This window comes from Plantibacter elymi (nom. nud.) (genome assembly GCF_900177795.1).
In the GTDB taxonomy this organism is placed as follows: domain Bacteria; phylum Actinomycetota; class Actinomycetes; order Actinomycetales; family Microbacteriaceae; genus Plantibacter; species Plantibacter elymi.
Window position 1 is genome coordinate 364,487 of sequence record NZ_FXWJ01000003.1, and the last position, 23,933, is coordinate 388,419.

Annotated in this window: 16 protein-coding genes; 8 read left to right on the forward strand and 8 right to left on the reverse strand. The window is 71.1% G+C overall.

Going from position 1 to position 23,933, the window contains the following annotated elements:
* Nucleotides 1-60: 60 nt before the first annotated feature.
* The 4 genes from CCK91_RS11155 to CCK91_RS11170 all read left to right on the forward strand — a co-directional run bounded on the left by CCK91_RS11155 (nt 61) and on the right by CCK91_RS11170 (nt 3,569).
* Nucleotides 61-654, forward strand: a complete 594-nt coding sequence (locus CCK91_RS11155; protein WP_086474069.1) for a GtrA family protein — start codon at nt 61-63, stop codon at nt 652-654.
* Entirely contained in the window at nt 651-1,502 is an 852-nt protein-coding gene (gene rfbD / locus CCK91_RS11160) for a dTDP-4-dehydrorhamnose reductase (RefSeq protein WP_086474070.1), read from the forward strand. Before CCK91_RS11155 ends, rfbD begins: the two co-directional genes overlap by 4 nt.
* A complete protein-coding gene (locus tag CCK91_RS11165) occupies nt 1,499-2,635 on the forward strand; it encodes a glycosyltransferase family 4 protein (RefSeq protein WP_086474071.1) in 1,137 nt (378 codons plus the stop codon). Before rfbD ends, CCK91_RS11165 begins: the two co-directional genes overlap by 4 nt.
* A 115-nt stretch (nt 2,636-2,750) precedes the next feature.
* On the forward strand, nt 2,751-3,569 hold the full coding sequence (locus CCK91_RS11170) for a class I SAM-dependent methyltransferase (protein WP_086474072.1): 819 nt from the start codon (nt 2,751-2,753) through the stop codon (nt 3,567-3,569).
* A 58-nt stretch (nt 3,570-3,627) separates the two neighbouring features.
* On the opposite strand, the gene CCK91_RS11175 is transcribed toward CCK91_RS11170, so the two are convergent.
* Together CCK91_RS11175 and purE are read right to left on the reverse strand one after the other, a co-directional pair.
* The gene (locus CCK91_RS11175) at nt 3,628-5,001 is read right to left on the reverse strand and encodes an LCP family protein (RefSeq protein WP_242664516.1); all 1,374 of its coding nucleotides are present in this window, start codon (nt 4,999-5,001) and stop codon (nt 3,628-3,630) included.
* Complete coding sequence (gene purE / locus CCK91_RS11180) at nt 4,998-5,528, reverse strand: 5-(carboxyamino)imidazole ribonucleotide mutase (RefSeq protein WP_086474073.1); 531 nt, start codon at nt 5,526-5,528, stop codon at nt 4,998-5,000. Before purE ends, CCK91_RS11175 begins: the two co-directional genes overlap by 4 nt.
* A gap of 137 nt (nt 5,529-5,665) precedes the next feature.
* Between purE and CCK91_RS11185 the strand changes: the two genes are divergently transcribed.
* Together CCK91_RS11185 and CCK91_RS11190 are read left to right on the forward strand one after the other, a co-directional pair.
* Nucleotides 5,666-6,769 (forward strand): VIT1/CCC1 transporter family protein, encoded by a 1,104-nt coding sequence (locus CCK91_RS11185; protein ID WP_086474074.1) that lies wholly within the window; start codon nt 5,666-5,668, stop codon nt 6,767-6,769.
* Between the two features lie 132 nt (nt 6,770-6,901).
* The gene (locus tag CCK91_RS11190; RefSeq protein ID WP_165767026.1) at nt 6,902-8,995 is read left to right on the forward strand and encodes an acyltransferase family protein; all 2,094 of its coding nucleotides are present in this window, start codon (nt 6,902-6,904) and stop codon (nt 8,993-8,995) included.
* A 221-nt stretch (nt 8,996-9,216) separates the two neighbouring features.
* On the opposite strand, the gene CCK91_RS11195 is transcribed toward CCK91_RS11190, so the two are convergent.
* From CCK91_RS11195 to mvk, 5 genes are read right to left on the reverse strand one after another with little or no spacing between them, the layout of a single operon-like run.
* Entirely contained in the window at nt 9,217-10,410 is a 1,194-nt protein-coding gene (locus CCK91_RS11195) for a hydroxymethylglutaryl-CoA synthase (RefSeq protein ID WP_086474076.1), read from the reverse strand.
* 59 nt (nt 10,411-10,469) lie between these two features.
* Nucleotides 10,470-11,537, reverse strand: coding sequence for a hydroxymethylglutaryl-CoA reductase (locus tag CCK91_RS11200; RefSeq protein WP_086474077.1), 1,068 nt, complete (start codon nt 11,535-11,537; stop codon nt 10,470-10,472).
* Nucleotides 11,534-12,751, reverse strand: coding sequence for a phosphomevalonate kinase (locus tag CCK91_RS11205; RefSeq protein WP_071262515.1), 1,218 nt, complete (start codon nt 12,749-12,751; stop codon nt 11,534-11,536). Before CCK91_RS11205 ends, CCK91_RS11200 begins: the two co-directional genes overlap by 4 nt.
* Nucleotides 12,748-13,806 (reverse strand): diphosphomevalonate decarboxylase, encoded by a 1,059-nt coding sequence (gene mvaD, locus CCK91_RS11210; RefSeq protein ID WP_242664517.1) that lies wholly within the window; start codon nt 13,804-13,806, stop codon nt 12,748-12,750. Before mvaD ends, CCK91_RS11205 begins: the two co-directional genes overlap by 4 nt.
* Entirely contained in the window at nt 13,803-14,741 is a 939-nt protein-coding gene (gene mvk / locus CCK91_RS11215) for a mevalonate kinase (RefSeq protein WP_165767027.1), read from the reverse strand. Before mvk ends, mvaD begins: the two co-directional genes overlap by 4 nt.
* A gap of 389 nt (nt 14,742-15,130) precedes the next feature.
* Between mvk and CCK91_RS11220 the strand changes: the two genes are divergently transcribed.
* Both CCK91_RS11220 and CCK91_RS11225 read left to right on the forward strand, forming a co-directional pair.
* The gene (locus tag CCK91_RS11220; RefSeq protein WP_242664518.1) at nt 15,131-20,713 is read left to right on the forward strand and encodes a glutamate synthase-related protein; all 5,583 of its coding nucleotides are present in this window, start codon (nt 15,131-15,133) and stop codon (nt 20,711-20,713) included.
* A gap of 23 nt (nt 20,714-20,736) precedes the next feature.
* Nucleotides 20,737-22,569, forward strand: a complete 1,833-nt coding sequence (locus CCK91_RS11225) for a sulfite reductase subunit alpha (RefSeq protein WP_086474317.1) — start codon at nt 20,737-20,739, stop codon at nt 22,567-22,569.
* 130 nt (nt 22,570-22,699) lie between these two features.
* On the opposite strand, the gene CCK91_RS11230 is transcribed toward CCK91_RS11225, so the two are convergent.
* The gene (locus CCK91_RS11230; RefSeq protein ID WP_086474081.1) at nt 22,700-23,845 is read right to left on the reverse strand and encodes a 5-(carboxyamino)imidazole ribonucleotide synthase; all 1,146 of its coding nucleotides are present in this window, start codon (nt 23,843-23,845) and stop codon (nt 22,700-22,702) included.
* Nucleotides 23,846-23,933: the final 88 nt, after the last annotated feature.

Genomic DNA, 23,933 nt, shown 5'->3' on the forward strand with positions numbered 1-23,933 from the left:
ACGGTCGTCGAGGACCCGGCCTCAGGCATAATCGAGTGTCCGCGCACAGAACGGCCCGCCATGATCCCTCTGCTCCGCCGCCTCTGGAACGGCGTCGCCGCCTACGCGGTGAAGTTCGGTGTCGTCGGACTCATCGGCTTCGGCCTCGACGTGCTCGTGTTCAACCTGCTCCGCGTCGGCGTCTTCGGGCACGACCACCTCGCGCAGTCCCCCATCGGCGCCAAGGTCATCAGCGTGTCCGTCGCGATCGTCTTCAACTGGATCGGCAACCGGTACTGGACCTTCCGCGAGCACCGCCGGAAGAACTTCCTCCTCGAGCTCGGCGAGTACGTCATCGTCTCCCTGGGTGGGATGGCCATCGCGGTCGGATGCCTCTTCGTCAGCCACTACGTCCTCGGCTTCACCTCCCTCCTCGCCGACAACGTCGCGTCGAACGTCATCGGGCTCGGCCTCGGGACCCTCTTCCGCTTCTTCCTCTACCGGTTCTGGGTCTACGGACATCATCGGGCCGACGGCCTGGCCAACCTCGCCCGGGCCGAGGAGGCACAGCGGACCCTGTTCGAGGAGCCGCCGACCGACGCCGCCCGGTCAGCGGCCTCCCCGACCGAGCCGGGTACGATGAACGGGCCACTCCCGAGAGGACCCCTATCTTGACGTACCTGATCACCGGCGCTTCCGGCATGCTCGGCCACGACCTGCAGGAGGCCCTGACGGATCGCGAGGTCACCGCCCTCGGTCGTGCCGAGCTCGACGTGACCGACCTCGAGGCCGTCCGCGCCGCCGTCGCGGGTCACACCGCCGTCATCAACGCCGCCGCCTACACGAAGGTCGACGACGCCGAATCACACGAAGCGGACGCAGCCGCTGTGAACGCCATCGGCGCCCGCAACCTCGCGGTCGCCGCCCGGGAGGCCGGCGCGAAGCTCGTCCAAGTGTCCACCGACTACGTCTTCGACGGCTCCGCCACCTCGCCGTATCAGGAGGACCACCCGCTGGCACCGATCAGCGCCTATGGCCGGACGAAGGCCGACGGGGAGCGAGCCGTCCTCGCCGAGCACCCGAACGGCGGTTACATCGTCCGCACGGCCTGGCTGTACGGCAAGAACGGACCGAACTTCGCCGCCACCATGGCGAAGCTCGCGGCGAACGGCGTCGACCCGGCCGTCGTCACCGACCAGCTGGGACAGCCCACGTGGACCGCCGATCTCGCCGCGCAGATCGTCGCGCTGCTCGACGCCGACGCACCCGCCGGGGTCTACCACGGCACCAACGCCGGGCAGGCCTCCTGGTACGAGTTCGCCCAGGCGGTCTTCGCGGCGGTCGGCGCGGATCCCGCTCGGGTCTCCCCCACCGACAGCTCGGCGTTCGTCCGCCCCGCGCCGCGCCCCGCCTATTCGGTGCTCGGTCACGACGCCTGGTCCACCGCCGGTCTCGCCCCGATGCGTGACTGGCGGGAGGCCTTCGAGGCAGCGACGCAGCACGGCGTCGTCACGGCACCGTGACCACCCTCCGCGTCGTCGTCGACCAGATCGTCGCACCGGTCGCCGGTGGAGTCGGTCGCTACTCCGAGGAACTCACCCGCGAGCTCATCGCGAGCGCCCCGGCGGGATGCGACGTCGAGGGCATCGTCTCGGCGGTGCCGAAGGAGAAGATCGACCTCCTGGAGTCCAAGCTCCCCGGACTCGCGACGCTCCACCGGACCACCCTGCCGCGTCGCGAGCTCAGTGCCGCCTGGCAGCTCGGCATCGTGGCGCCCGGTACCGCGAACGGCATGGTGCACGCCCCGGGTCTCCTAGCCCCGCTCAACCGCCATGACCGCATCAACGACGGCAACCAGATCGTCGTCACCATCCACGACACGCTCGCCTGGTCGCACCCCTCGTCGCTGACCCCGATGTCGGTGGCCTGGCAGAAGGCGATGGTCAAGCGGGCGCGGAAGCACGCGGACGCCATCGTGGTACCGACGCACGCGGTCGCCGACGAGCTGCGCGACATCGTCGATCTCGGCGACCGCGTCCGCGTCATCGGCGGTGCAGCCGCGACCACCCTCACCATCCCGACCGACGCCGACGGCCGCGCACGGACGCTCGAGCTCCCGTCCGAGTACCTCGTGTCGGTCGGATCGCTCGACCCTCGGCGGGGCATCACGGAGCTGATCACCGGCCTCGGCCGCCCCGGCGCCCCCGACCTCCCGTTGCTCATCGTCGGCACCGACAGCTGGGGCGACGTCACGCTCGCGCAGGTGGCCGACGAGGCCGGTCTGCCGGAAGGGCGAGTGCGTGCCCTCGGGTTCCTCGACGACGCCGACCTCGCCGTCGTCCTCGACCGCGCGACCGCCTTCGTGTACCCGAGTCTCGCCGAAGGGTTCGGCCTGCCACTCGTCGAGGCGTTCCGCTTCGGCACGCCCGTCATCCACTCCGACGTCCCCGCGCTCGTCGAGGTCGGCGGTGGAGCCGGCGTCGTGGTCGAGTCCGGCGCCAAGGGATACGCCGATCGACTCATCGCCACCATCAACGACGTCATCGGCGACAGCGAACGCCTCGCCCGCCTGCGCATCCTCGGCATGGACCGCGAGCAGGCCTTCAGCTGGCGCGACTCCGCCGAACGGGTCTGGCAGCTCCACGCGGAGATCTGAGCAGGTCGTCCCGGCTCACGACCACGTTCCCTCCGGTCCGGTGTCGAACCGACCTCTGCTGCAGGTCCGTCGTCATGTGGGACGAGTCGTGATGCGACACCCGTAGGGTTGTCTGGTGACCTCTTCGAAACCACGCGAACGCTACACCCTCGGACACCACCCGAGCGTCTTGCGCACGCACTCGTGGCGCACTGCCGAGAACTCCGCCGCATACCTCCTGCCGCACCTGCACAGCGGCCTCGAGGTGCTGGACCTCGGCAGCGGTCCCGGAACGATCACGCTGGACTTCGCGCGCATCGTCGCACCAGGCACCGTCGTCGGCATCGACGCCGACGCCGGAGTGGTCGCGGATGCCGGCGCGCGTGCGGCAGCCGCCGGCGTCGACAACGTGTCCTACGCCGTCGGTGACGCCTACGCCCTCGATCTTCCGGACGACAGCGTGGACGTGGCCCACGCGCACCAGCTCCTCCAGCACGTCGGCGACCCCGTCTCCGTCATCCGTGAATTGCGGCGAGTGGTGCGACCCGGCGGCGTCGTGGCGTTCCGTGACATCGTCTACGGCGGCGCCGTCTGGTATCCGCTGTCCCCGGGACTCACCCGTTGGATGGAGGTCTACCAGGAGCTGGCTCGCTCGAACGGCGGCGAACCCGACGCGGGCAGCCGGCTGAAGTCCTGGGCGATGGAAGCCGGGCTGACGGACATCCGGAGCAGCGCGAGTGTCTGGTCGTTCGAGACTCCGGAGGACCGGGAGTGGTGGGGAGGCGCGTGGTCCGAGCGAGCGCGGACCTCCAGTTTCGCCACACAGGCGCTCGAGACCGGGATCGCGGACGACGCCGACCTCGCGCTGATCTCGACGGCGTGGCGCGACTGGGTCGACGCGTCCGACGGGTGGTTCGCCGTCCCGCACGGGGAGATCGTCGCGACCGTGCGCTGAGCCCGACGACAGGCTCAGGGACCGGGACGAACCGGGACGTCGGCTCAGCGACCGGGGCTCAGCCGGCGTCGGGCTCCGGGCTCGGCGACGGCGGGAACAGCTGGTCCTGCACCATCTGGCGGATGAGCGTGTAGTCGGGCTCTTCCGGATCGATCGTCGGCGGGACGAACTGCAGGGAGTTGATCGGCAGCTCGCGCGTCTTGAGCGCGAGGTTCACGAAGTAACCGAGCATGCCCTGGGGCACATCGGTCTTGACGACGTCGCCTCCCGCGGCTGCGACGTCCTGGAAGCGCGCGAGGACGTTCGCCGGGTTGAACTGTTTGAGCATCGCGGTCTGCAGGATGTGCTGGCGCTCCATGCGGTCGTAGTCGCTCGTCGAGTGCCGCGACCGGGCGTACATGAGCGCCGTCCAGCCGTCCATGTGCTGCTCGCCGGGCTCGATCCACGACGTGACGTTCTCGAGGTCGGCGTCGCCGTCCATCGGGAGCCGCTCCTTGACGTCGATGTCGACGCCGCCGAGCGTGTCGATCAGGGTGGCGAAGCCGTACATGTCGATGAGGACGTACCACTGGATGTGCAGCCCGGTGATCCCCTCGGCGGCCTGCTTCATCGCCTCGATGCCTGGCTCGCTCGCGTGGGCCGTGGCGTTCGGGAACAACTCGGGGTTCTTCAGCTCGATCTCGGTGTAGATCGAGTTGAGCTGGCAGACGTCGACGTCGCAGGAGTCGTCGTAGCCGTCGGGGTAGAGGGACGCCATCTCGCTGCCCTCGGGGAACGGGATGTCGACGAGGTCGCGCGGCATGGACATCGTCGTCGCCTGCCCGGTCTCCGCGTTGATACTGACGACCGACATGCTGTCGGGACGCATGCCGTCGCGGTCGGGGCCAGCGTCGCCACCGAGCAGCAGGATGTTGTAGTAGCCGTCCACCGGCGGCTCCGACGGTCCGGTGTTGCCGAAGATGGAGGAGATCGAGCCGCGGGTGGCACCGGCGACGACGGCTCCGTACCCGGCGCCACCGGCCACCAGGACCATGGCGAGGGTCGTGAACAGCGCGACGCCGAGCCTGGCGTTCGGGGAGGCCTTGACGAGGCGGACGAGCCGCAGGGTGTCGAGCGTCAGCACGACCCACAGGATCGCGTAGGCGACGAGGAGCACCTGGGCGACGGTGAGCGCGATCGGGTTCGTCGCGAGCGTGAAGAGCACCTCGCGCGCGAGGAACATGAGCGCGACGCCGACCACGACGAGCAGCCACAGGAACAGCGTGAACCCGAGCCCGAAGCGGCCGAGCTTCCGGTTCCCGGCGAGCACCTGTGCGGACCCGGGGATCAGCAGGTTGAGCAGGACGAGCCACCAGGCGCGCTTCGTCATCACCTCGCGTGAACGGGTGTCTGGGTACCGCATCGGCTTCGCGGCGGTGGCTGCACTCGTCATAGCTGCGCTTTGAGGTTCCGGTTCTTCTCCTCGACCGAGTCGGCGAGGGCCTCGGCGTAGGCGACGAGCGCCTGGTGCAGGGCCTCGTCGGCCGTGGCGAGGATCTTGACGGCGATCAGCGCGGCGTTCTTCGCGCCGCCGATCGAGACGGTTGCGACCGGCACGCCCGCGGGCATCTGTACGATCGACAGGAGCGAGTCGAGGCCGTCGAGGCGGGAGAGCGGCACCGGGACGCCGACCACCGGCAGGGTGGTGACGGAGGCGAGCATCCCGGGGAGGTGCGCCGCGCCACCGGCGCCGGCGATGACGACCTTCACGCCACGGCCGTGGGCGGCCTTGCCGTACGCGATCATCTTCTCGGGCGTGCGGTGGGCCGACAGCACCTCGACCTCGAACGACACGCCGAAGTCGCGGAGCACCTGCGCCGCATCGCTCATGACGTTCCAGTCGGAGTCCGAGCCCATCACGACGCCGACGAGCGGCGGGGCGTCACGGGACGGGGCGGAGTTCTCGGGCATGAGCACCATCGTAGATCGCGGTGCCTGAAGATCGGCTCAGGACGCACCGCAGCCGACGGACGAGCCCTGACCCGGGCGACCCCAGTCCGGGGACGCCTGCGCACCGCGCAGCGCACCGATCGACAGGTGTCTGGGACAATCGGCGGATGAGCACGTCGACCGCGGATGGATCCGCAGCACACCATGAGCCACCCAGCCAGCGCGAGCTGCGGCGGTGGCGCGGGTACCTCGCCGACGAACGCGCCGAAGCCGCCGTCTACCGGGATCTCGCCGGTCGGCGGAGCGGTGAGGAGCGCGACATCCTGCTCGCGCTCGCCGAGGCCGAGAAACGCCACGAGTCGCACTGGATCGCCCTGCTCGGCGACGACATCGGCAAGCCGCAACGCGGTGACCTGCGGACCCGGCTGCTCGGCTGGCTCGCGAGGCGGTTCGGATCCGTCTTCGTCCTGGCGCTCGTCCAGCGTGCCGAGTCACGCTCTCCCTACGCGACCGAACGGGCGGCAACCGAGCGGATGGCCGCCGACGAGCAGATCCACGAGGAGGTCGTCCGGGGCCTGGCCGCCCGCGGACGCAACCGTCTGTCCGGAACCTTCCGGGCGGCCGTGTTCGGGGCGAACGACGGACTCGTCTCGAACCTCGCACTCGTCATCGGCATGAGCGCCACCGGCGTCGGCAACGGCGTCGTCCTCGCCGCCGGGCTGGCGGGCCTCCTGGCGGGCGCGCTGTCGATGGGAGCCGGCGAGTACGTCTCGGTCCGGTCGCAGCGGGAACTGCTCGAGGCGTCCAGCCCCAACCCGGCGGCCGACGACGCCCTCCCCCACCTCGACGTCGACGCGAACGAACTCGCGCTCGTCTATCGGGCACGCGGAATGGAGGTCGAGGAAGCCGAGGCCCACGCCGCTGACGTCCTGGCCCGCGTCGGCGCCGGCACCTACCAGCGCGAGGCCCGCACGGCGATGGAGCACGAGGCCATCGGGACCGGGCTCGGTGCCGCGCTCTCGAGCTTCTGCTTCTTCGCATCGGGCGCCGTCATCCCGGTCCTGCCCTACCTGTTCGGGCTGCAGGGTGTCGCTGCGCTGCTCGTCGCCGCACTCCTGGTCGGGGTGGCCCTGCTCGGCACCGGCGCCGTCGTCGGGCTCCTCTCGGGCGGACCCCCGTTCCGCCGGGCACTGCGACAACTGGCGATCGGGTACGGCGCAGCGGCGGCGACCTACGTGCTCGGCCTACTCTTCGGCGCGAACGTCGGCTGACCCGACCGTCGGCTGTCCGCCGAGCGATACCGGGAGCCGATGCGAACCCGTCATCTGCCGTCCACGAGCGCGTCACCGGCGTTCCCTACGCTGAGCTCGCTGTCCGTCGACCCGGAGGGCGGAGGAGGGCGCGTGAGGGAGGTGCAGGACCGGACCGACGCGTCTCCCCTCCTCGGAGCAGTTCCGCGCACGCAGCCCGACATCCAGTTGCTCCGCGCGATCGCCGTCCTGTCCGTCGTGGTCTTCCACCTGTCGTCGAGCCTCCTGCCCGGTGGGTACGCCGGCGTCGACGTGTTCTTCGTCGTCAGCGGATATCTGATCACGAGCCACCTCGCACGCCAGGCCGACGAGACGGGCCGCGTCGACCTCCCGGCGTTCTGGGCCCGCCGGATCCGGCGACTCCTGCCGGCCGCCCTGCTCGTCCTCGCCGTCACCGCCGTGCTCATCTGGCGGCTGGCCCCGCCGAGCGCCTGGACGCAGTTCTTCACCGAGACCGTGGCGAGCGCGACCTCCTGGGAGAACTGGTTCCTGGCCGGGAGCTCCGTGGACTATCTCGCACAGGGCAGCGCCGCGTCACCGGTCCAGCACTTCTGGTCGCTCTCCGTCGAAGAGCAGTTCTACCTCGGCTGGCCACTCGTCGTCCTGCTGTGCGTGTGGCTCACCCGGCGGCGACCGTCGGACCTCCGCCGCACCCTCGGTGTGGCGCTCGGGATCATCGGTGCCCTCTCTCTCCTGTGCTCGGTCCTGTACACCGCGGCGGATCCGGCACCGGCGTACTTCGCCACACCGACCCGTGCCTGGGAGTTCGCGGCCGGCGGTCTGCTCGCGCTCCTCGGGCCGGCCGTGGTCGTCCACCGCACCCGCTGGCGGACGGCCTCCGGCGTCCTCGGCGTCGTCCTCCTGGCGGTCGCGCTGGTCGCCTTCACCGAGCAGACGGCCTTCCCCGGGATCGCCGCCGCCCTCCCCGTCCTCGGGACGCTCCTCGTGATCCTCGGTGGGTCGTCGACCCATCGGTGGTCCGTGACGACCCTTGCGCGCACACGTGCGTCGCTCCTCCTCGGCGATCTCTCCTATTCGCTGTACCTGTGGCACTGGCCGCTCATCGTGGTCGCGCCGTGGGTGCTCGGCGTGCCCGTCGCGCTCGGCGACCCGCTCGGTCTGGCGGTCGCTGCCGCACTCCTGGTCGTCGCCGTGGTCCTCGCCGCACTGACGAAACGGTTCGTCGAGGACCCCGTCCGACGAGCCCCGGTCCTCGCGCACGCGCGCTCCGCACGGAGCGTCCTGCTGGCGGGCGCGGCGACCGCACTCGTGCTCTGCATCCCGGCGGCGGGGTTGCTGACCGTCGCCGCCGAGGAACGGACCCTCGCGAGCACCGTGGACGCCTACGTCTCGGACGGCGAGCCGTGTTTCGGTGCCGATGCGGCCGCGTCGGGCTGCACCAATCCGGCGTTGGCGGACGAACTCCTGCCGCCGCTGTCGGTGCGGACCGAGGACACTGGCGACACCTTCCGGTGTTCCGCAGCCGCAGACGCCCCGGACTTCCCCGGCTGCACCTTCGGTTCCGAGCGCCCGGACGCCACGCGGGTCGCGCTCACCGGCAACTCCCACGCCACGATGCTCATCCCCGGACTCGTCGACCAGCTCGAGGCACGCAACTGGCGGCTCGACGTGTACGTCGGCAAGGGCTGCGAGTGGCGGGCACCGGGACCCGACGACTCGGCGGCCTGCGACGCCCGGCGGACGCTCATGCAGGAGGCGTTCACGGGTGAGCGCCCGTACGACATCATCCTGGTGACCTCCAAGAGCCCGGACGAGACCTCGGTGGCCGAACAGGCCGCGATCCGCGGCGCGACGCTCGCCGCGTGGAGACCGGTGCTCGAGCAGGGGACGTCGATCGTGGTGCTGCGGGACAATCCCCGCGTGCCGAACGAAGCCGCGGCGTGCGTCGACCGCACGAGTGCCGCCGAGCTCATCGCGGGGGCGTGCGCCTTCCCCGTGGCCGAGGCGTACCCGACGTTCGACCTGAACACCGCCACGGCGGCGATGACCGACGGCGCCGTGCCGGTCGTGGATCTCGGCGAGCTGTACTGCGCGGCCGGGACCTGTCCGCTCGCCGTCGGGAACGTGCTCGTCTATCGCGATCTGCACCACATCACGGCCACCTGGTCGCGGACCCTGGGCCCGTTCCTCGTCGACCGGATCCGAGCCGCCACCTCCCGTGGGTGACCAGTCCCTGATCGGGTGGAGTGCCAGCGCGGTGCGCTGATGCGAGGGTGTCGAACCCGGCGTCGGCGCGGTGCGCTGGCGCGAGCGCGGCGGAACCGGCACGAGCGCGGGGCACACGCGTGAGCGCGCCCCTCCGGAGACCCGCGCTGACGTCCCCGACCCGCGGTGACGTCAGCGCACCGCGCTGGCGACCACCCGGGAGAGCTCGGGCGCGGGAGCGGTCAGGCGGAGGTGGGCTCGTACTGCCGACGGTCGCCGACGACGCCCGCGAAGCGGAACGGCGCGCTGGTCTCACGAGGGCGGTCGGAGTCGTGGACGTCGGCCGACGCCGCGTCCTCCAGGAGCTGCAGGTAGCGGGCGTCGTCGACGACCGTCCTGGCATCGAGCTGCGCACGGTTCGCGTCGCTCCGCAGAGCCGAGCGGTAACCCGGACGCACGATGCCGCTGAAGCACTCCGCGACCGCACCCGAGCCGTAGCTGAGGAACGCGATACGCCGACCGGTGAGGTCGTCGTCGCCGTCGAGCAGCGCGAGCAGCGCGAGGTACACGGAGGCCGTGTAGCTGTTCCCGATCCGGCGGTTGTACCCCGTCGTCGGCTCGATCTGTGCGTCCAACTCCTCCTGGGTACGCTCGGAGCCGAGCGACTTGGCCAGGTGCCGGTGCGCCTTGATCGCCATCTTCGTGAACGGCTGGTGGTAGCAGAAGTGGTCGACCTCGGAGAAGTCCGCCCCACCGCGTGACCGGTAGTCCGCCCAGGCACCCTCGATCGCGTCCTGGTAGGCGGAGATGGACAGCTTGCCGTCGACGATCGCCGTCGCACTGTGGTTCGGGCGCCAGAAGTCCATGACGTCCTGCGTGTAGACGCCGGTCGCGGTCTCGAGCTCGAGGATCGCCGGATCGGCGGCCACGAGCATGGCGACGGCCCCGGCACCCTGCGTCGGCTCCGCATTGGAGTGCAGTTCGTACCGCGCGACGTCGCTCGCGATGACGAGCACGGTCTCCTCGGGGTTCCGCGCCACGAGCGCAGCCGCGAACTGCAGCGCCGCGGTGGCAGAGTAGCAGGCCTGCTTGAGCTCGACAACGCGGACCGCCTGCGGCAGACCGAGCAGGCGGTGCACGTAGACGCCCGCGGACTTCGACTGGTCGATCCCGGACTCGGTGGCGAACAGGACGGTCCGGAGCCGATCGCTGCCGTGCCGTTCGATGATGGGTGCGGCAGCGGCGGCGGCCATCGTCACGATGTCCTCGTCGGCGGCCGGGACGCTCATCTCGCTCTGGCCGAGACCGACGTAGTACTTGGCGGGTTCGACACCGAAGCGCCCGGCGAGCTCGGCGAGGTCGATGCGGTTCGCACCGGTCGCGAAAGCGATGTCGTCGATGCCGACGGCGGGGCTGGTGGTCTGGTTGGTGTTCACGTGCGGGGTGCTCCGTTCGAGCGTCGACGATGCACCGGTCCCCCGGTGCGGTGGGAGGGTCAGGCGGGCGCGCCGGCTGCGGTCTGCGCGCTGCGTTCGAGCTTCAGATGGGCGGCCATGAGCTCACCGGGGTTGGTCTGCGCGGCGAGGAGTGACAGTTCGCCACACCAGACGGCGGCGGCGCACAGGACGGCGAGTCGCCGGGCGTTTGCGCCGGGTTCACGGTCCTCGCGGCACCCGAGGCGGGTGAGGTTCTCCTCGACGAAGCCGAGCCCCTTGCCGTTGCCGACCGTGCCGACGATGAGGTTCGGCAGGGTGCAGGAGAAGTAGAGGTCGCCGTCGTGGACCTCGGCATGGGTGACGCCCTGCGAGCCCTCGACGATGTTCGCCGCGTCCTGGCCGGTCGCCAGGTAGAACGCGAGCAGCATGTTGGCGTAGTGGGCGTTCGCGCTGCGCAGGCCACCGGCGAGGATCGTCCCGACGAGGTTCTTGCGCACGTTCAGCTGCACGATCTGCTCGGGCGTCGTGTGCAGGAACCGCTCGACGATCGCCCGCGGGATCGTCATCTCGGTGACGACGTTCTTGCCGCGACCCAGGATGCCGTTGACCGCGGTCGCCTTCTTGTCGGAGCAGAAGTTTCCGGAGATCGATCCGTACCGGAGCATCGGCCACCGCTCCATGATGTACGGCATGAGACGGTCCGCCGCGAGCGTGACCATGTTGTGGCCGGACGCGTCACCCGTGCGGAACTCGAGGCGCAGGAAGAGCAGGTTGCCGGCGATCTGCGAGTTGATCTGGATGAGTTCGGCGAAGTGACTCGACTGGGCGACGACGGCCTGCAGCTCGGGCAGGCTGCGCTCGATCTCGCGGAGCGCCTGCAGGGCGTCGCCGGCGGAGTCGACCTCGAACAGGACGGAGCGGCTCATCCGCTCGTCGACGAGCGTCGCGCGGATGCCGCCGGGGACCATGGAGGAGATGCGGGCGCCCCGGCGCACCGACGGCCAGAGCGGGCTCTCGTAGGTGGCGAGCGGGACCTCCTGCTCGCCCTCCATGACGTTGCCGCTCAGGTGGAGCGGGCCGATCCACTTGAGTGGGACCGGTGCGACGCCGTCGGGTTCGTTGCTCATGCGTGGGGTTCCGTTCCGCCTCGGAGGACGTCGTGCTGCTCGGCGAAGGCACGAGCGTAGGTGGATCTGATGGATTCGACCGCGTCGTCGTCGGTCCGGCTGATCTCCGACGGCCCCCACGGGCTGTGGGCGGCGTCGATGAGTCCGGTCGGTGGGTGCACCGTGAGCGGGAGCCGCTCGATGCCGTGCGCCGACCAGTCGTCTTCGAGGGCGGCGGTGGAGACGGACTGGCCGATGAACGCGATCCCGCAGTCGCCACCACCGGCACCGGACGACTTGGCCGCCCCGCCGAGGCGTTCGGCGGCGTCGCAGAGCTGCGCGAGCGCGGCGGTCTCGATGTCGACACCGGCGTCGCGGCCGAGACCGGCGAGCGTCGCGCGCGCGGAGCGGACGGCACCGAGCACGAGGGCCGGGTCCTCGTCGTTCAAGCCGATCGTGAGCGCGTCGACGGCGGCGCGGCTGGCCGCGAGGAAGGAGGTGTAGTGGGCCGTCTCCGCCCACTTGCGGGACTGCAGTTCATCGACGAGACGCGTGGTCGAGGCGGGCTCGCCGGTCCAGCCGACGAGGAGCCGGAGCGAGGTCGGCGGCGACAGGCGCTCGAGCCCCAGCTCGGCCCAGGGGTCGCGGAGGGCTGCGAGCACCCCTTCGCGGTGGCGCACCTCCCGCAGCCGTGCCCGATCGGGCGAGGTGTAGCGGAGCCAGCCGCCGAACATGCTCGCCGCGAGGTCGCCTCCGGACGCTGCCGGTGCGACGTCGATGGTGGCGAGGATCGCGAGCTTGAGCATCTGCGTCCGGGTGAGGTCGAGCTGGTAGAACTCGTCGAGGGCGCGGATGGTGGCGGTCGTCACGGCCGCACTCGAGCCGAGGCCGAACTTCCGGCCACTCGCGTCGTCGAGCTCGCTCGTGATGGACAGGGCGGAGAACCGCTGCGCGACGCCGAGCTCGGCGACGAGGGTCTCCATCGTGCTCACGGCGGAGAGGACGTGGTCGAGCGGGCGTTCCTCGTGCTCGACGACGACCCCGTTGCGGTTGCGACGCCAGATGATGGGCGCTCGGCCGTACTGGTCGGAGAAGATGCGGCCCTCGTGCTCGCTCGCCTCGAGTCGGACGGTGACGCACCGGTCGACCGCGACGAGGATGGAGGGGTGCCCTGGTTCGACGACGGCGTACTCGCCGGCCACGAAGAGCTTGCCGGGCGCCTTGATCTCGATCATCGCGCTCCTTCCGTTGTCTGCTCGCCCGCCGATCCGCCGGGCTCCGAGGTGATGAGCCTCGCGCCCCGTCCGGCTCTGGCGGGGATGACGCCGATGTCGGGCTGCGCCTCGAGGATCCGAGTCGCGAGCTCGTCGACCGCGTCGGCTCGACACAGGATCTTCACGTTCGGGCCGGCGTCCATCGTCGCATAGCATTCGAGGCCGTCGCCTCTGAGGTTTGCGACGAGATCGAGCAGTTCCACGCTCGCCGGTCCCCAGTACCGGACCGGCGGCTCGGCGCCGAGCATCGTGGCGTGCATCCGCATCGCGTTCCGCTCGGCGATCGTGCCCACCGCGGTGAAGTCGGCGCGGGTGATCGCGGCGAGCATCTCCTCGAGTTCGACGGGGGTGCGTTCGACCCAGGCGGGGTAGTACGGGGAGGTGTCGACCGTGCGCCGCATGCCGTCGCGACTGGAGACCGACTTGGCCCGGGCGTCGAGGACGGTGAGGACCATACCGAGCTCGAGTCCGGGCGCGGGCACCGCCTCGGCGAAGGAGCTCTCGTCGTCGTGCCCGGCGTGCCAGACGGCGATCCCGTCGAAGATCGAACGCGAGGCCGACCCGGAACCACGGCGGGCCAGCCGGGAGAGGGCACGCCGATCGAGGTCGAGTCCGAACGCGGTCGACGCGGCGAGCGCCAGTGCGGCGAAGCCCGAGGCGGAGGAGGCGAGGCCGGCCCCCGTGGGGATCTCGTTGTGGGAGTCGACGGTGACGCGCTCGTCTCGGCCGGCGAGCGCACGCACGAGGTCGATGAAGCGCGTGACGCGGGAGCGGGCGGTGCCCTCGAGGGGTCGTCCACCGAGGAGCACGACGTCGTCGGGTGCGTCCGTCAGTCGCACCGTCGTCGTCGTGGGCGCTGCGTCGAGGGTCAGTGAGAGGCTTCCGGTCCACGGGAGGATGAGCGCCTCGTCCCGCTTGCCCCAGTACTTGACGAGGGCGATGTTGGGGTTGGCCAGAGCAGTCGCACTGCCCTCCTCCGAGGCGGTCGTCGCGGGCTGTTGCGGGGTCAGGGTCACGCGTAGTCCTCCGCGTCGATCGTCCAGGTGCCGAGTGCTCCGGCCTCGAGCAGGGCTTGCGAGATGCGTCGGGCTGACGCGGGGTCTGCGGCGAGGGTGATGATGCATCCGCCCTGCCCGCCGCCCGTGAGCTTCGCGCCGAGGGCGCCGTTCGCCTCGGCGACCGCGATGAGCGCGGTGATGGCCGGGTGGCCGGCGCCGAGTTCGTCGAGGACGACCTGTGCCGCGTTCATGCGGGTCCCGAGGTCGTCGCGGCGGTCCGCAGCGAGGTCGGCGACGCCCGCCACCGTCCCGCGTTCGAGCTCGGCCAGGAGCGCGCGACCACGCTCGGGGTGCAGCTCGACGAAGGCGCGGACGTCGGCGACCGCCTTCCGGGTCGACCCGCGCGCACCGGTGTCGGCCACGACGAAGCTGCCGCCGAAGCGGATCGGCGGATGCTCGACCCGGCCGGCGGTGAAGAGGATGGGTGTCGAGGCGCTCGTGGCCCGGGCGTCGAGACCGCTGGGCGTCCCGTGGGCGACGCGTTCGCCGCGCTGCACGAGCTCGAACCGGTCGGCGTCGTCGAGCGCCACGCCGTGCAGGTCGGCGACGGCGTCGACGATCGCGTTGGCGGCCGCGGCACTCGATCCGAGGCCTCTGCCGATCGGGAGCGTCCCGCGGACGACGACCTCGACGCCGGCCGGAGCCGCACCGACGTGCGCGAGGGTCTCGAGGACGGTGGTCCCGAGCGGATCGGAGGCGTCGAGCGGGCCGAGTGAGATCTCGGTGTCGAGGACCGAGGCCCCGCCGATGGGTCGGGCGGTCGCCTCGACCCGGAGCGACGGGATGGGCAGGGCGACGGCTGGAGACCCGTAGACGACGGCGTGCTCGCCCAGCAGGATCGCTTTGGCGTGCGCGAAGCCGCGACCGGTCGCAGCCGTATGCTCTGTCGTCATCTCACCATTCTGGTCCGAAAAACATGCAGCTGGCTGCACATCGGTCGTCCGGTCGCGATCCGATCCACCACGGGCAGGCTCGTGAGCCGTCCCGCAGCACATCCGGGCGCTGCACGATGGGCCGTCGACGGGAGCCGCCGGAGCGCTCACGGCGTGTCCCATGCGTACCGGAAACACCCAGCCTACGCCGAACGGCCCGGTTCGGCTCGTTACGGTTGAGTGGGCGGGACGGCCCGGTTAGGATCGGAACACCTCCATTCATGCAGACGACGGCCGCCGCACCCAGCGCCCGCGTCGACACGGACCCACCCTCCAGCGACGTAGATCCGGTCCCGTCATCTCACCGTCTCCGGGCCGTCCAGCGCCCGCATTCCGAGGGGTACCCCGTCGTGATCTCGTCTTCCGTTCCACCGCGCCCGCGCACCGCCGCACCATCGCCCCTGCCCGACCTCGTCGATCGCCAGACCGACAAGAGCGACTGCGGCGTCGGCTTCATCACCCGCAAGGACGGCGTGCAGAGCCACGACGTCATCGCACTCGGCGACACCGCCCTGTGCGCCATCCCCCACCGCGGGGGTATGTCCTCCGAGGGCGTCGGCGACGGAGCGGGCGTGCAGATCGACCTCTCGGTCGACTTCTTCAGCTCCCTCGTCGGCAAGCCGCTCGTCGCCGGGCGGTTCGGCGTCGCGAACGTCTTCCTCCCGGTCGACCACGGTCGGATCGGCGACGCCGAGGCGCTCATCGAACGTTCGCTCGGCGAGGCCGGCTTCACGGTGCTGCTCGCCCGTGCCGTGCCGACGGTCGAGGCCGTCCTGCGCCCGAAGGCCGTGCAGTACCAGCTGCCGATCCGGCAGTGGATCTTCGAGCCGTCGGACGACGCCTCCACAGAGGACCTCGACAGGCGCGCGCACGCGGCCCTGCTCGCGATCGAGGCGACCGCGTACACGGACCTCACTCTCGACGGCCTGTACCCGCTGTCACTCAGCACGCGCACCCAGGTCCTCAAGGGACGTCTCAACTCCGGCGAGGTCATCCCCTACTTCGCCGACCTGGCCGACCCCCTGCACCGGGTCAGGACCCTCGCCTTCCACACCCGGTTCTCGACGAACACCGCGCCCCACCCGTCGATGGCGCAGCCCTTCCGCCTCATGGCGCACAACGGCGAGCTCAACACCGACCGTAAGAACCGCCTGTCCGAGACGGCGCTGGCGGCGTCGCGAGGCCGGAAGATCATCCGGGCCAGGGGCCAGTCGGACAGCTCGCGCCTCGACCAGACGCTGCACAGCCGCGTGGTCGAGGACGGACTCGAACTGCTCGAGGCGGTCGTGTCGGTCATGCCCCCGGCCTGGGAGAACGATCGCACCCTGAGCCGTGAGGTGCGCGCGATGCTCGAGTACTTCTCGCTCGTCGAGGAGAAGAACGACGGTCCAGCCGCGCTCATCTTCAACGACGGCACGACCGTCGGCGCCCGGCTCGACCGGCTCGGCCTGCGTCCGCTGCGCAGCGTCGAGACGGCCGACTACCTCTGCGTCACCTCCGAGGCCGGGCAGCTGCCGTTCCCCGACGACGAGGTGGTCCACCGCGGTCGCATCGAGGCCGGCGGCATGCTCGCCTACGACCACCGCACGGGCACGCGCCTCCGCACGGGCGAGGCGCTCGAGCTCCTCGCGGCGCGCAAGGACTACCCGGCGATGCTCGCCGCATCGGCCACCGACCTCGACGCGCTCGAGGACCGGGGCGTCCCGGTGTCGGCACCGACGGCCTCGCCGGACGACGCCTTCGCCTACCGCGGTGGGCTGAGCCAGGTGCAGCGCTACGTCGCCTACTCCCTCAACCAGGAGAGCTTCCGGTTCATGACGGACCCGATGCTCGCCTCGGGCAAGGAGCGGATCTCGGCGATGGGCTACGGCAACGCCATCAACGCCCTGTCCGACCAGGAGGGCGGCCTGGCGAAGTACTTCTCCCAGCGCTTCGCCCAGGTGACCAACCCGCCGCTCGACAGCATCCGTGAGGCTGACGGCATGACCCTCCGGGTCGCACTCGGCCCGAAGCCCGGCAGCGGCACGGTCGGCACGAAGCAGCTCGTCCTCCGGTCCCCCATCATCAGCGAGGACGAACTCCGACGCCTCAGCGCTCAGCACGAGTCGCCGGTCGCGTGGTTCGACATCCTCTACCGGCCCGAGGTGGACGCGCAGGCGAACGCCGACGCACTCGAGGCCGCCGTCGAGCGCGTGGCAGCGGAGGTCGCCGGGTTCGCCGCCGAGAACGGCGGCATCGCGATCCTCAGCGACCGCGGCGTCCACGCGGAGGGTGCCGCCCTGCCGCTCATCCTCGTCGTGGCGGCCGTCAACCAGCGACTCATCGACGACGGCCTCCGGCTCCGCGTGTCGCTCGTGGTTGACAGCGGCCAGCTGCCGTCCTCGCACCACGTCGCCTCCGCCCTCGGCTTCGGTGCGTCGGCCGTCCACCCGCTCGCGGTCCGTCTGCGTGCCGAGCAGCAGCACCCCGACGAGGTGGAAGCAGCGTTCCGCCGGTTCGCCTACGCCGCCGAGAAGTCGCTCCTGAAGACCATGGGCCGGGTCGGCCTCTGCACCGTCGAGAGCTACATCGGCGGCGAGTTCTTCGAGCCGAACTACCTCGACACGAGCGACCCCGTGCTCGCGCGCGCCTTCCCGCACCTCCGCGCCCCCGTCGGCGGCGTCGGGTTCGCCGGGATCGCCCGGACGGCGAGCGCCTGGCACCAGCGCGCCCTGACGACGTCGAGCGACGCGGACGTCCCGCTCCTCGGCCTGTTCAAGGAACGCGCCGAGGGCGCCGGCCACTCCTACGGGACGACCGCGGTCCGCGGCTTCGTCGACCTCACCGAGGAGCCCGTGCAGCTGCCGCGAGCGGACACGACGGCCGTCGATCGCGACGGGGGCACGCTCGGCGACGACCCGCTGCGCCTCCACACCATCGGGAACCTCGAGGACGCGTTCGGGATCGACGACGACGCCTACCAGCACACCTCCTTCGACGCCCTCGACGACGACGAGATCGACGCCTTCACCATCACGCCCGGCTACCGCTCCTTCGTGCAGTCGATGACGACCGAGCGGCGCCGTCGCCCGGCAGCCCTCCGCGACGTGCTCGTGCTGCCCGAGGACATCACCCGGCTGACCACCCCGGAGGAGTTCGCACGGGAGCTCGACCGGCTCGGCCCCGTCGGCAACTCCTCGATCGTCGTCCGCGGCCTGCGTGCGACGCGGACCGAGCAGGGACGGCACCGGCTGCAGCTCACGGGACCGCTCGCGGGCGACCTCACCCGGGTCTCGGCGCTCGGCGAGTACTACGTCCACCGCTTCGGCGGCGAGGTGACGGGGCACTGGATCTCCGGGGGCGACCTCATCGTGGAGGCGACAGGCTCGGCCGACGACTACTTCTCGATGCTCGTCGAGGGTGCCGAGAGCATCTCGACCGACCTCGTCCAGCCGGCGAGCGAGATCACCCGATCCCTCGCGTCCGGGGCGATGAGCCACGGTGCCCTCGTGGCGACCGCGCACGAGGCGGTCGCGCACGGCACCAACATGGTCGGCGGGATGTCGAACAGCGGTGAGGGTGGCGAACACCTGTCCCGCTACGGCACGATCCGCGGCTCGCGCATCAAGCAGTTCGCCTCGGGCCGCTTCGGCGTCTGGGCCGGCTACCTCGCCGACCCGATGCTGCAGGAGCTCGAGATCAAGATCGGCCAGGGCGCCAAGCCCGGCGAGGGCGGTCAGCTCCCGGCTCCCAAGGTGACGGTGGACATCGCCGCCGCCCGGGGCGGCACGCCCGGCATCGAGCTCGTCTCGCCGCCGCCGCACCACGACACCTACTCGATCGAGGACCTCGCGCAGCTCATCCACGATTGCAAGGCGGCACGGGTCCGCGTCGTCGTCAAGCTCGTCTCCTCCGAGGGCATCGGCACGATCGCCGTCGGCGTCGCCAAGGCCGGTGCCGACGTCATCAACGTGGCCGGCAACACCGGTGGGACCGGCGCAGCCGCCGTGACGAGCCTCAAGTACGCCGGACGCAGCGCCGAGATCGGCATCGCCGAGGTCCACCAGGCCCTCAGCGCGAACGGTCTGCGGTCGAAGGTCACGCTGCGCTGCTCCGGCGCGCATCAGACCGGTCGCGACGTCGTCATCTCCGCCCTGCTCGGCGGCGACAGCTTCGAGTTCGGGACCACCGCGCTCATGATGCTCAAGTGCGTCATGGCGAAGAACTGCAACGTGAAGTGCCCGGCTGGTCTCACGACCAACCCGGAGACCTTCGACGGCGACCCGCGCGCGCTCGCGCAGTACCTCCTGAACATCGCGCACGACGTCCGCGAGCGGCTCGCCATCCTCGGCCTCCGCTCGCTTCGCGAAGCCCGCGGTCGCACCGACCTCCTCCACCTCGTCGACCACCCGGCGGCCGTCGCAGACCTCGACCTGCGGGCCATGCTCGCGGTCGTCCCCGAGGTCGTCGTCACCGACCCCGTGTACCTGGAGAAGGACTTCACGCTCGACGACGCCCTCATCGAGCGTGTGCGCGCCGGCCTGTTCGACGACGGCCGGACGACGCTCGACCTGGGCGCCGAGGACACCGACGGCGGGATCCGCCTCGGCAACCGCTGGCGTTCCGTGGGCGGGCAGCTCGCGATCGACCTCGAGCGCATCCTCAACCACGAGCTCGACGACGCCCAGGCGGCGGCGATCCCCTCCGTCGTCACCGACGACCGCGGCCACCGTTCGCTCGCCGCCGACACTGTGACCATCCGCACCGAACACTCCGCGGGGCAGTCGTACGCGGCGTTCTGCGTCGACGGCCTGCACTGGCGGCACACCGGCACCTGCAACGACGGCGTCGGCAAGAGCGCCTCCGGTGGCACCATCGCGATCCTCTCCCCCGGCGGCGGCAGCTCGGAGGACGGCGGGAACGTCCTCATCGGCAACTTCGCCCTCTTCGGCGCGACCGGCGGCCGCACCTTCGTCCAGGGCGAGGCCGGCGACCGCTTCGCCGTCCGCAACTCGGGCGCCACCGCGGTCGTCGAGGGCGTCGGCGACTACGCCTGCGAATACATGACCAACGGCGCCGTGCTGAACCTCGGCGGTTTCGGGATCGGCTTCGGCAACGGGATGAGCGGTGGCTTCGTCTACCAGTACGACCCGCGGGGCGAACTGCCGAGCAAGGTCAGCGCGGACTCCCTCCTCCTCGGATCGATCACCGAGGGCGAGCAGGCGGCGTTCCACGAGGCCGCCGTGCTCCTGCTGCTGGAGTGGCACGTCGAGGCGACCGGTTCGCCGCTCGCCTCCCGCTTGCTCGCCGAGTGGGAAACGGCCAGGCACCAGTTCGTGTTCGGCATGCCGCGCGCGCTGCTCCTCTACCAGGACAGCGACGCGATCCTCGCGGCCAAGAGCCGCAAGGAACTCCTCGACGAACTCGGCGCGGCCCTCGCGGCGCAGCAGCTCCGCACCTTCAAGCTCGACTACCGCGACCGCCGACCGGTCCGCGGCGGTCGCGCCCCCGGACTCGGCGAGCCCGCGGCGGACCCGCAGGACGTCTACGCGCTCCTCACGAGCTACACGGTGCTGAAGCTCGCCCAGGAGGTCGCGCTCTCCCGCACGCCCGGCGTCGACGACCCGTCGCACCCGCTCGTGCAGGCGAGCGTCCGCACGCTCATCCTCACCGAGGACTTCTTCGTCATGCAGCGGGTGCAGCGGGCGGCTCGAGAGCTGCTCGAACGGTACGACGACGGGGCGCTGGCCGCCATGATCGCCGCGAAGCGCCTCCACGACTACACCGAGGCACTGCGGCTGCGGAACGTGCGGTCGATCGACCACCCGGGCACCACGGGGTGGATCATGCACCAACACGCCAAGAACCGTGCCCGATCCGCAGCGACCGGCGGCACCGAAGCACTCCTTGCATCGGCCGCTCTGGCCGAGCTGACCCTGGCGGGTTCCCGATGAACGCGCCCGAACTGGAGGGGACGATGACCTCGACCCAGGCCCCGGCGGCCAGCACACCGAGCCCGGTGCTCTTCGAGGCGCTCGCCGCGCTCGGCAGCAGCGCCGACGACCCGTTCATCCCGGCGGACGCGCCCTTCAGCCCCGAGCAGCGGGTCTGGCTCGCGGGATTCCTGGCAGGGGTCCGCTCCAGCGCGATCGATGCCACCGACGCCGGTGGCCGCACGCCGCAGCTCGCCCTGCACGTGCTCGTCGGGACGCAGACGGGCACCGCGGAGGCCATCGCTGAGGACCTCGGCCGAGCCGCCTCCGGCTACGGTGTGGCGGTGACGACGGTCGGACTCGACGACGTCGAGGTCGACCGGCTCCCGTCGATGGGACACGTCGTCGTCATCACCTCCACCTACGGCGAGGGTGAGATGCCCGACAACGCCGAACTGTTCTGGGAGACGCTCCAGGCGAGCACTGCGCCACGCCTCGACGGCCTGAGGTTCTCCGTGCTCGCGCTCGGCGACTCCGGATACGACGGGTTCTGCCAGGCGGGCAAGCTCATCGACACGCGCTTGGAGCAGCTCGGTGCGGAACGGATCCTCGCCCGCGTGGACTGCGACGTCGATTACGAGGAGCCCGCCGCGGCGTGGACCACGCAGGCCCTGTCGCTCTTCGGCGCCCTCGCCCCGACGGACGCCGATGCCGCATCCGCTCCCGCGCCGGCCGCCAAACCGGCGAAGAAGCCCGGCCGCACGCGTTCACCGTGGACCCGCAAGACGCCGTACGGCGCGACCCTCGCCGTCAACCGCGTCCTGTCCGGGCCAGCCTCGTCGAAGGAGATCCGGCACTACGAGTTCGACCTGGCCGACAGCGGCATCGAGTACGCGGCCGGCGACGCCCTCGGCGTCATGCCGAGCAACGACCCGGCGCTCGTCGACGCCATCATCGCCGAACTGGACGCGACCGCGGACGAGTCGGTCGACGGCTCGACCCTGGCGGACCGGCTCACCCACGGGTTCGAGATCCGCACCCCGTCGAAGGACCTCGTGGCCGAGCTCGCCGACCGCGCGCCGGACTCGGAGCTGGCGGGGATCCTCGCGCTCGCCCAGGCGGAGACGCTCGACTCCTGGTTGCGCGACCGGGACATCCTCGACCTCCTGCGCTCCACCGCGGTCCGGTTCGACGCCGCCGCGCTCCTCGACGTGCTGCGTCCGCTCCAGCACCGCGCCTACTCGATCTCGTCCAGTCCGCTGGCGGCCGACGGGCGCGTACACCTCACCGTCGCGAGCGTCCGGTATGCGGTCGGCGACCGTCTGCACGGCGGCGTCGCGTCGACGCATCTCGCCGACCGGGTCACGGAGGGTGCCACGAGCGGGATCTTCGTCTCCGCCAACGCGGGCTTCCGCGTGCCGTCGGACGACGACGCGCCACTCATCATGGTCGGCCCGGGAACCGGGATCGCGCCGTTCCGCTCGTTCCTGCAGGAGCGCCGCGAGCGCGGGGCCACGGGTCGGAACTGGCTGTTCTTCGGCGACCAGCACCGGGCGCACGACTTCATCTACGAGGACGAGCTCGGCGAGCTGCTCACCGGAGGGGTGCTGGACCGTCTGGACCTCGCGTTCTCCCGCGACCAGCGCGAGAAGGTGTACGTCCAGACGCGGATGCGCGAGAACGGCAAGGAGCTCTACGCCTGGCTCGAGGAGGGCGGCCACTTCGCCGTCTGCGGTGACGCCTCACGGATGGCGAAGGACGTCGACCAGGCGTTGCACGAGCTCATCGCCGAGCACGGTGGGCGTTCGACGGAGGCCGCAGCCGAATACGTGCACACGCTGAAGCGCGAGAAGCGCTACATCCGCGACGTGTACTGAGGCGCTCCTCGACCGGTCCCTGAGCAGGGCCCTTCGACAGGCTCAGGGACCGGTCATCGACCACCGGTCCCTGAGCACCCCACGCGGTCCCTGTGCACCCCACACGGTCCCTGAGCTTGTCGAAGGGCGGTCAGGCGTTCTCGGCGCCGAGCAACGCCGCGGCCGCCCGTGCCTCGTACACGACGTCGTCGAGGTCGTCGCCCGCGACGTTGACGTGGCCGACCTTGCGCCCGGGGCGCGGGTCCTTGCCGTAGTTGTGCACCTTCGCCAGCGGGTGCGCACCGAGGACCTGCGGGTAGCGGTCGTCGAGCGTCCCCTCGGCCGGCCCGCCGAGCACGTTCACCATGACGGTCCAATCGCGGTGGCAGCCCGTCCAGCCGAGGGGCAGGTCGAGGACGGCGCGCAGGTGCTGCTCGAACTGGCTCGTGACGCTGCCGTCCTGCGTCCAGTGCCCGCTGTTGTGCGGACGCATGGCGAGTTCGTTGATGAGCAGGCGGTCGTCGTCCGTCTCGAAGAGTTCGACGGCCAGGACCCCGGTCACCCCGAGCGCCGTCGCGACGGTCACGGCGATCTCCTCCGCGGTGTCGGCGAGCCGACCAGCCGAGCCGGGCGCCGGAGCGATGACCTCGCTGCACACCCCACCGAGCTGCACGGTCTCGACGACGCGCCACGGCACCACCTCGCCGGACGGGCGCCGGGCGACGAGCTGGGCGAGCTCGCGCCGGAACGACACCAGTTCCTCGACGAGCAATGCGCCGCCGTTGGCGTCCTCGGAGAGCGCCGTGAACCAGTCGTCGACCTCGTTCGGTCCGTGGACGACGCGGACGCCCTTGCCGTCGTAGCCACCACGCGGAGTCTTGACGACACCCTTCCCGCCGTGCTCGGCGAGGAAGGCGGCGAGCTCCTCCTGGTCGTGCACACGCGCCCAGTCGGGCACCGGCAGTCCGAGCTCCGTCAGGCGCTCGCGCATGAGCAGCTTGTCCTGGGCGACGGCGAGCGCGTCCGGTCCCGGGTGCACCTGCACGCCGGCGTCGACGAGTGCCCGCAGGACGTGCTGCGGCACGTGCTCGTGGTCGAAGGTGATGACGTCGACCGTCTCGGCGAAAGCGAGCACGGTGTCCGCGTCGCGGTAGTCGCCCACCTCGACGGTGGCGAGTCGGGCGGACATGCCCTGCTGCTCGGCGAGCACCCGGATGTCGAGTCCGAGGTTCACGGCCGCGGGCACCATCATCCTGGCCAGCTGACCGCCGCCGATCACTCCGACGCGAATGCTCATGGGTTCACTCCAGCTCTCCGGCGACCGGCCGGCGGGTCTCGTTTCAGCAGGCGGGACGGGCGGATCCGGAGGCGGATCGGCGGGTGCC

Bases quoted from the DNA above. Each gene is read 5' to 3' on its own strand.
- CCK91_RS11225 (WP_086474317.1), top strand. From the start codon at position 20,737: ATGACCTCGACCCAGGCCCCGGCGGCCAGCACACCGAGCCCGGTGCTC.
- CCK91_RS11155 (WP_086474069.1), top strand. From the start codon at position 61: ATGATCCCTCTGCTCCGCCGCCTCTGGAACGGCGTCGCCGCCTACGCG.
- purE (WP_086474073.1), bottom strand. From the start codon at position 5,528: ATGGTGCTCATGCCCGAGAACTCCGCCCCGTCCCGTGACGCCCCGCCG.
- CCK91_RS11205 (WP_071262515.1), bottom strand. From the start codon at position 12,751: ATGATCGAGATCAAGGCGCCCGGCAAGCTCTTCGTGGCCGGCGAGTAC.
- mvk (WP_165767027.1), bottom strand. From the start codon at position 14,741: ATGACGACAGAGCATACGGCTGCGACCGGTCGCGGCTTCGCGCACGCC.
- CCK91_RS11200 (WP_086474077.1), bottom strand. From the start codon at position 11,537: ATGAGCAACGAACCCGACGGCGTCGCACCGGTCCCACTCAAGTGGATC.
- CCK91_RS11175 (WP_242664516.1), bottom strand. From the start codon at position 5,001: ATGACGAGTGCAGCCACCGCCGCGAAGCCGATGCGGTACCCAGACACC.
- CCK91_RS11230 (WP_086474081.1), bottom strand. From the start codon at position 23,845: ATGAGCATTCGCGTCGGAGTGATCGGCGGCGGTCAGCTGGCCAGGATG.
- CCK91_RS11185 (WP_086474074.1), top strand. From the start codon at position 5,666: ATGAGCACGTCGACCGCGGATGGATCCGCAGCACACCATGAGCCACCC.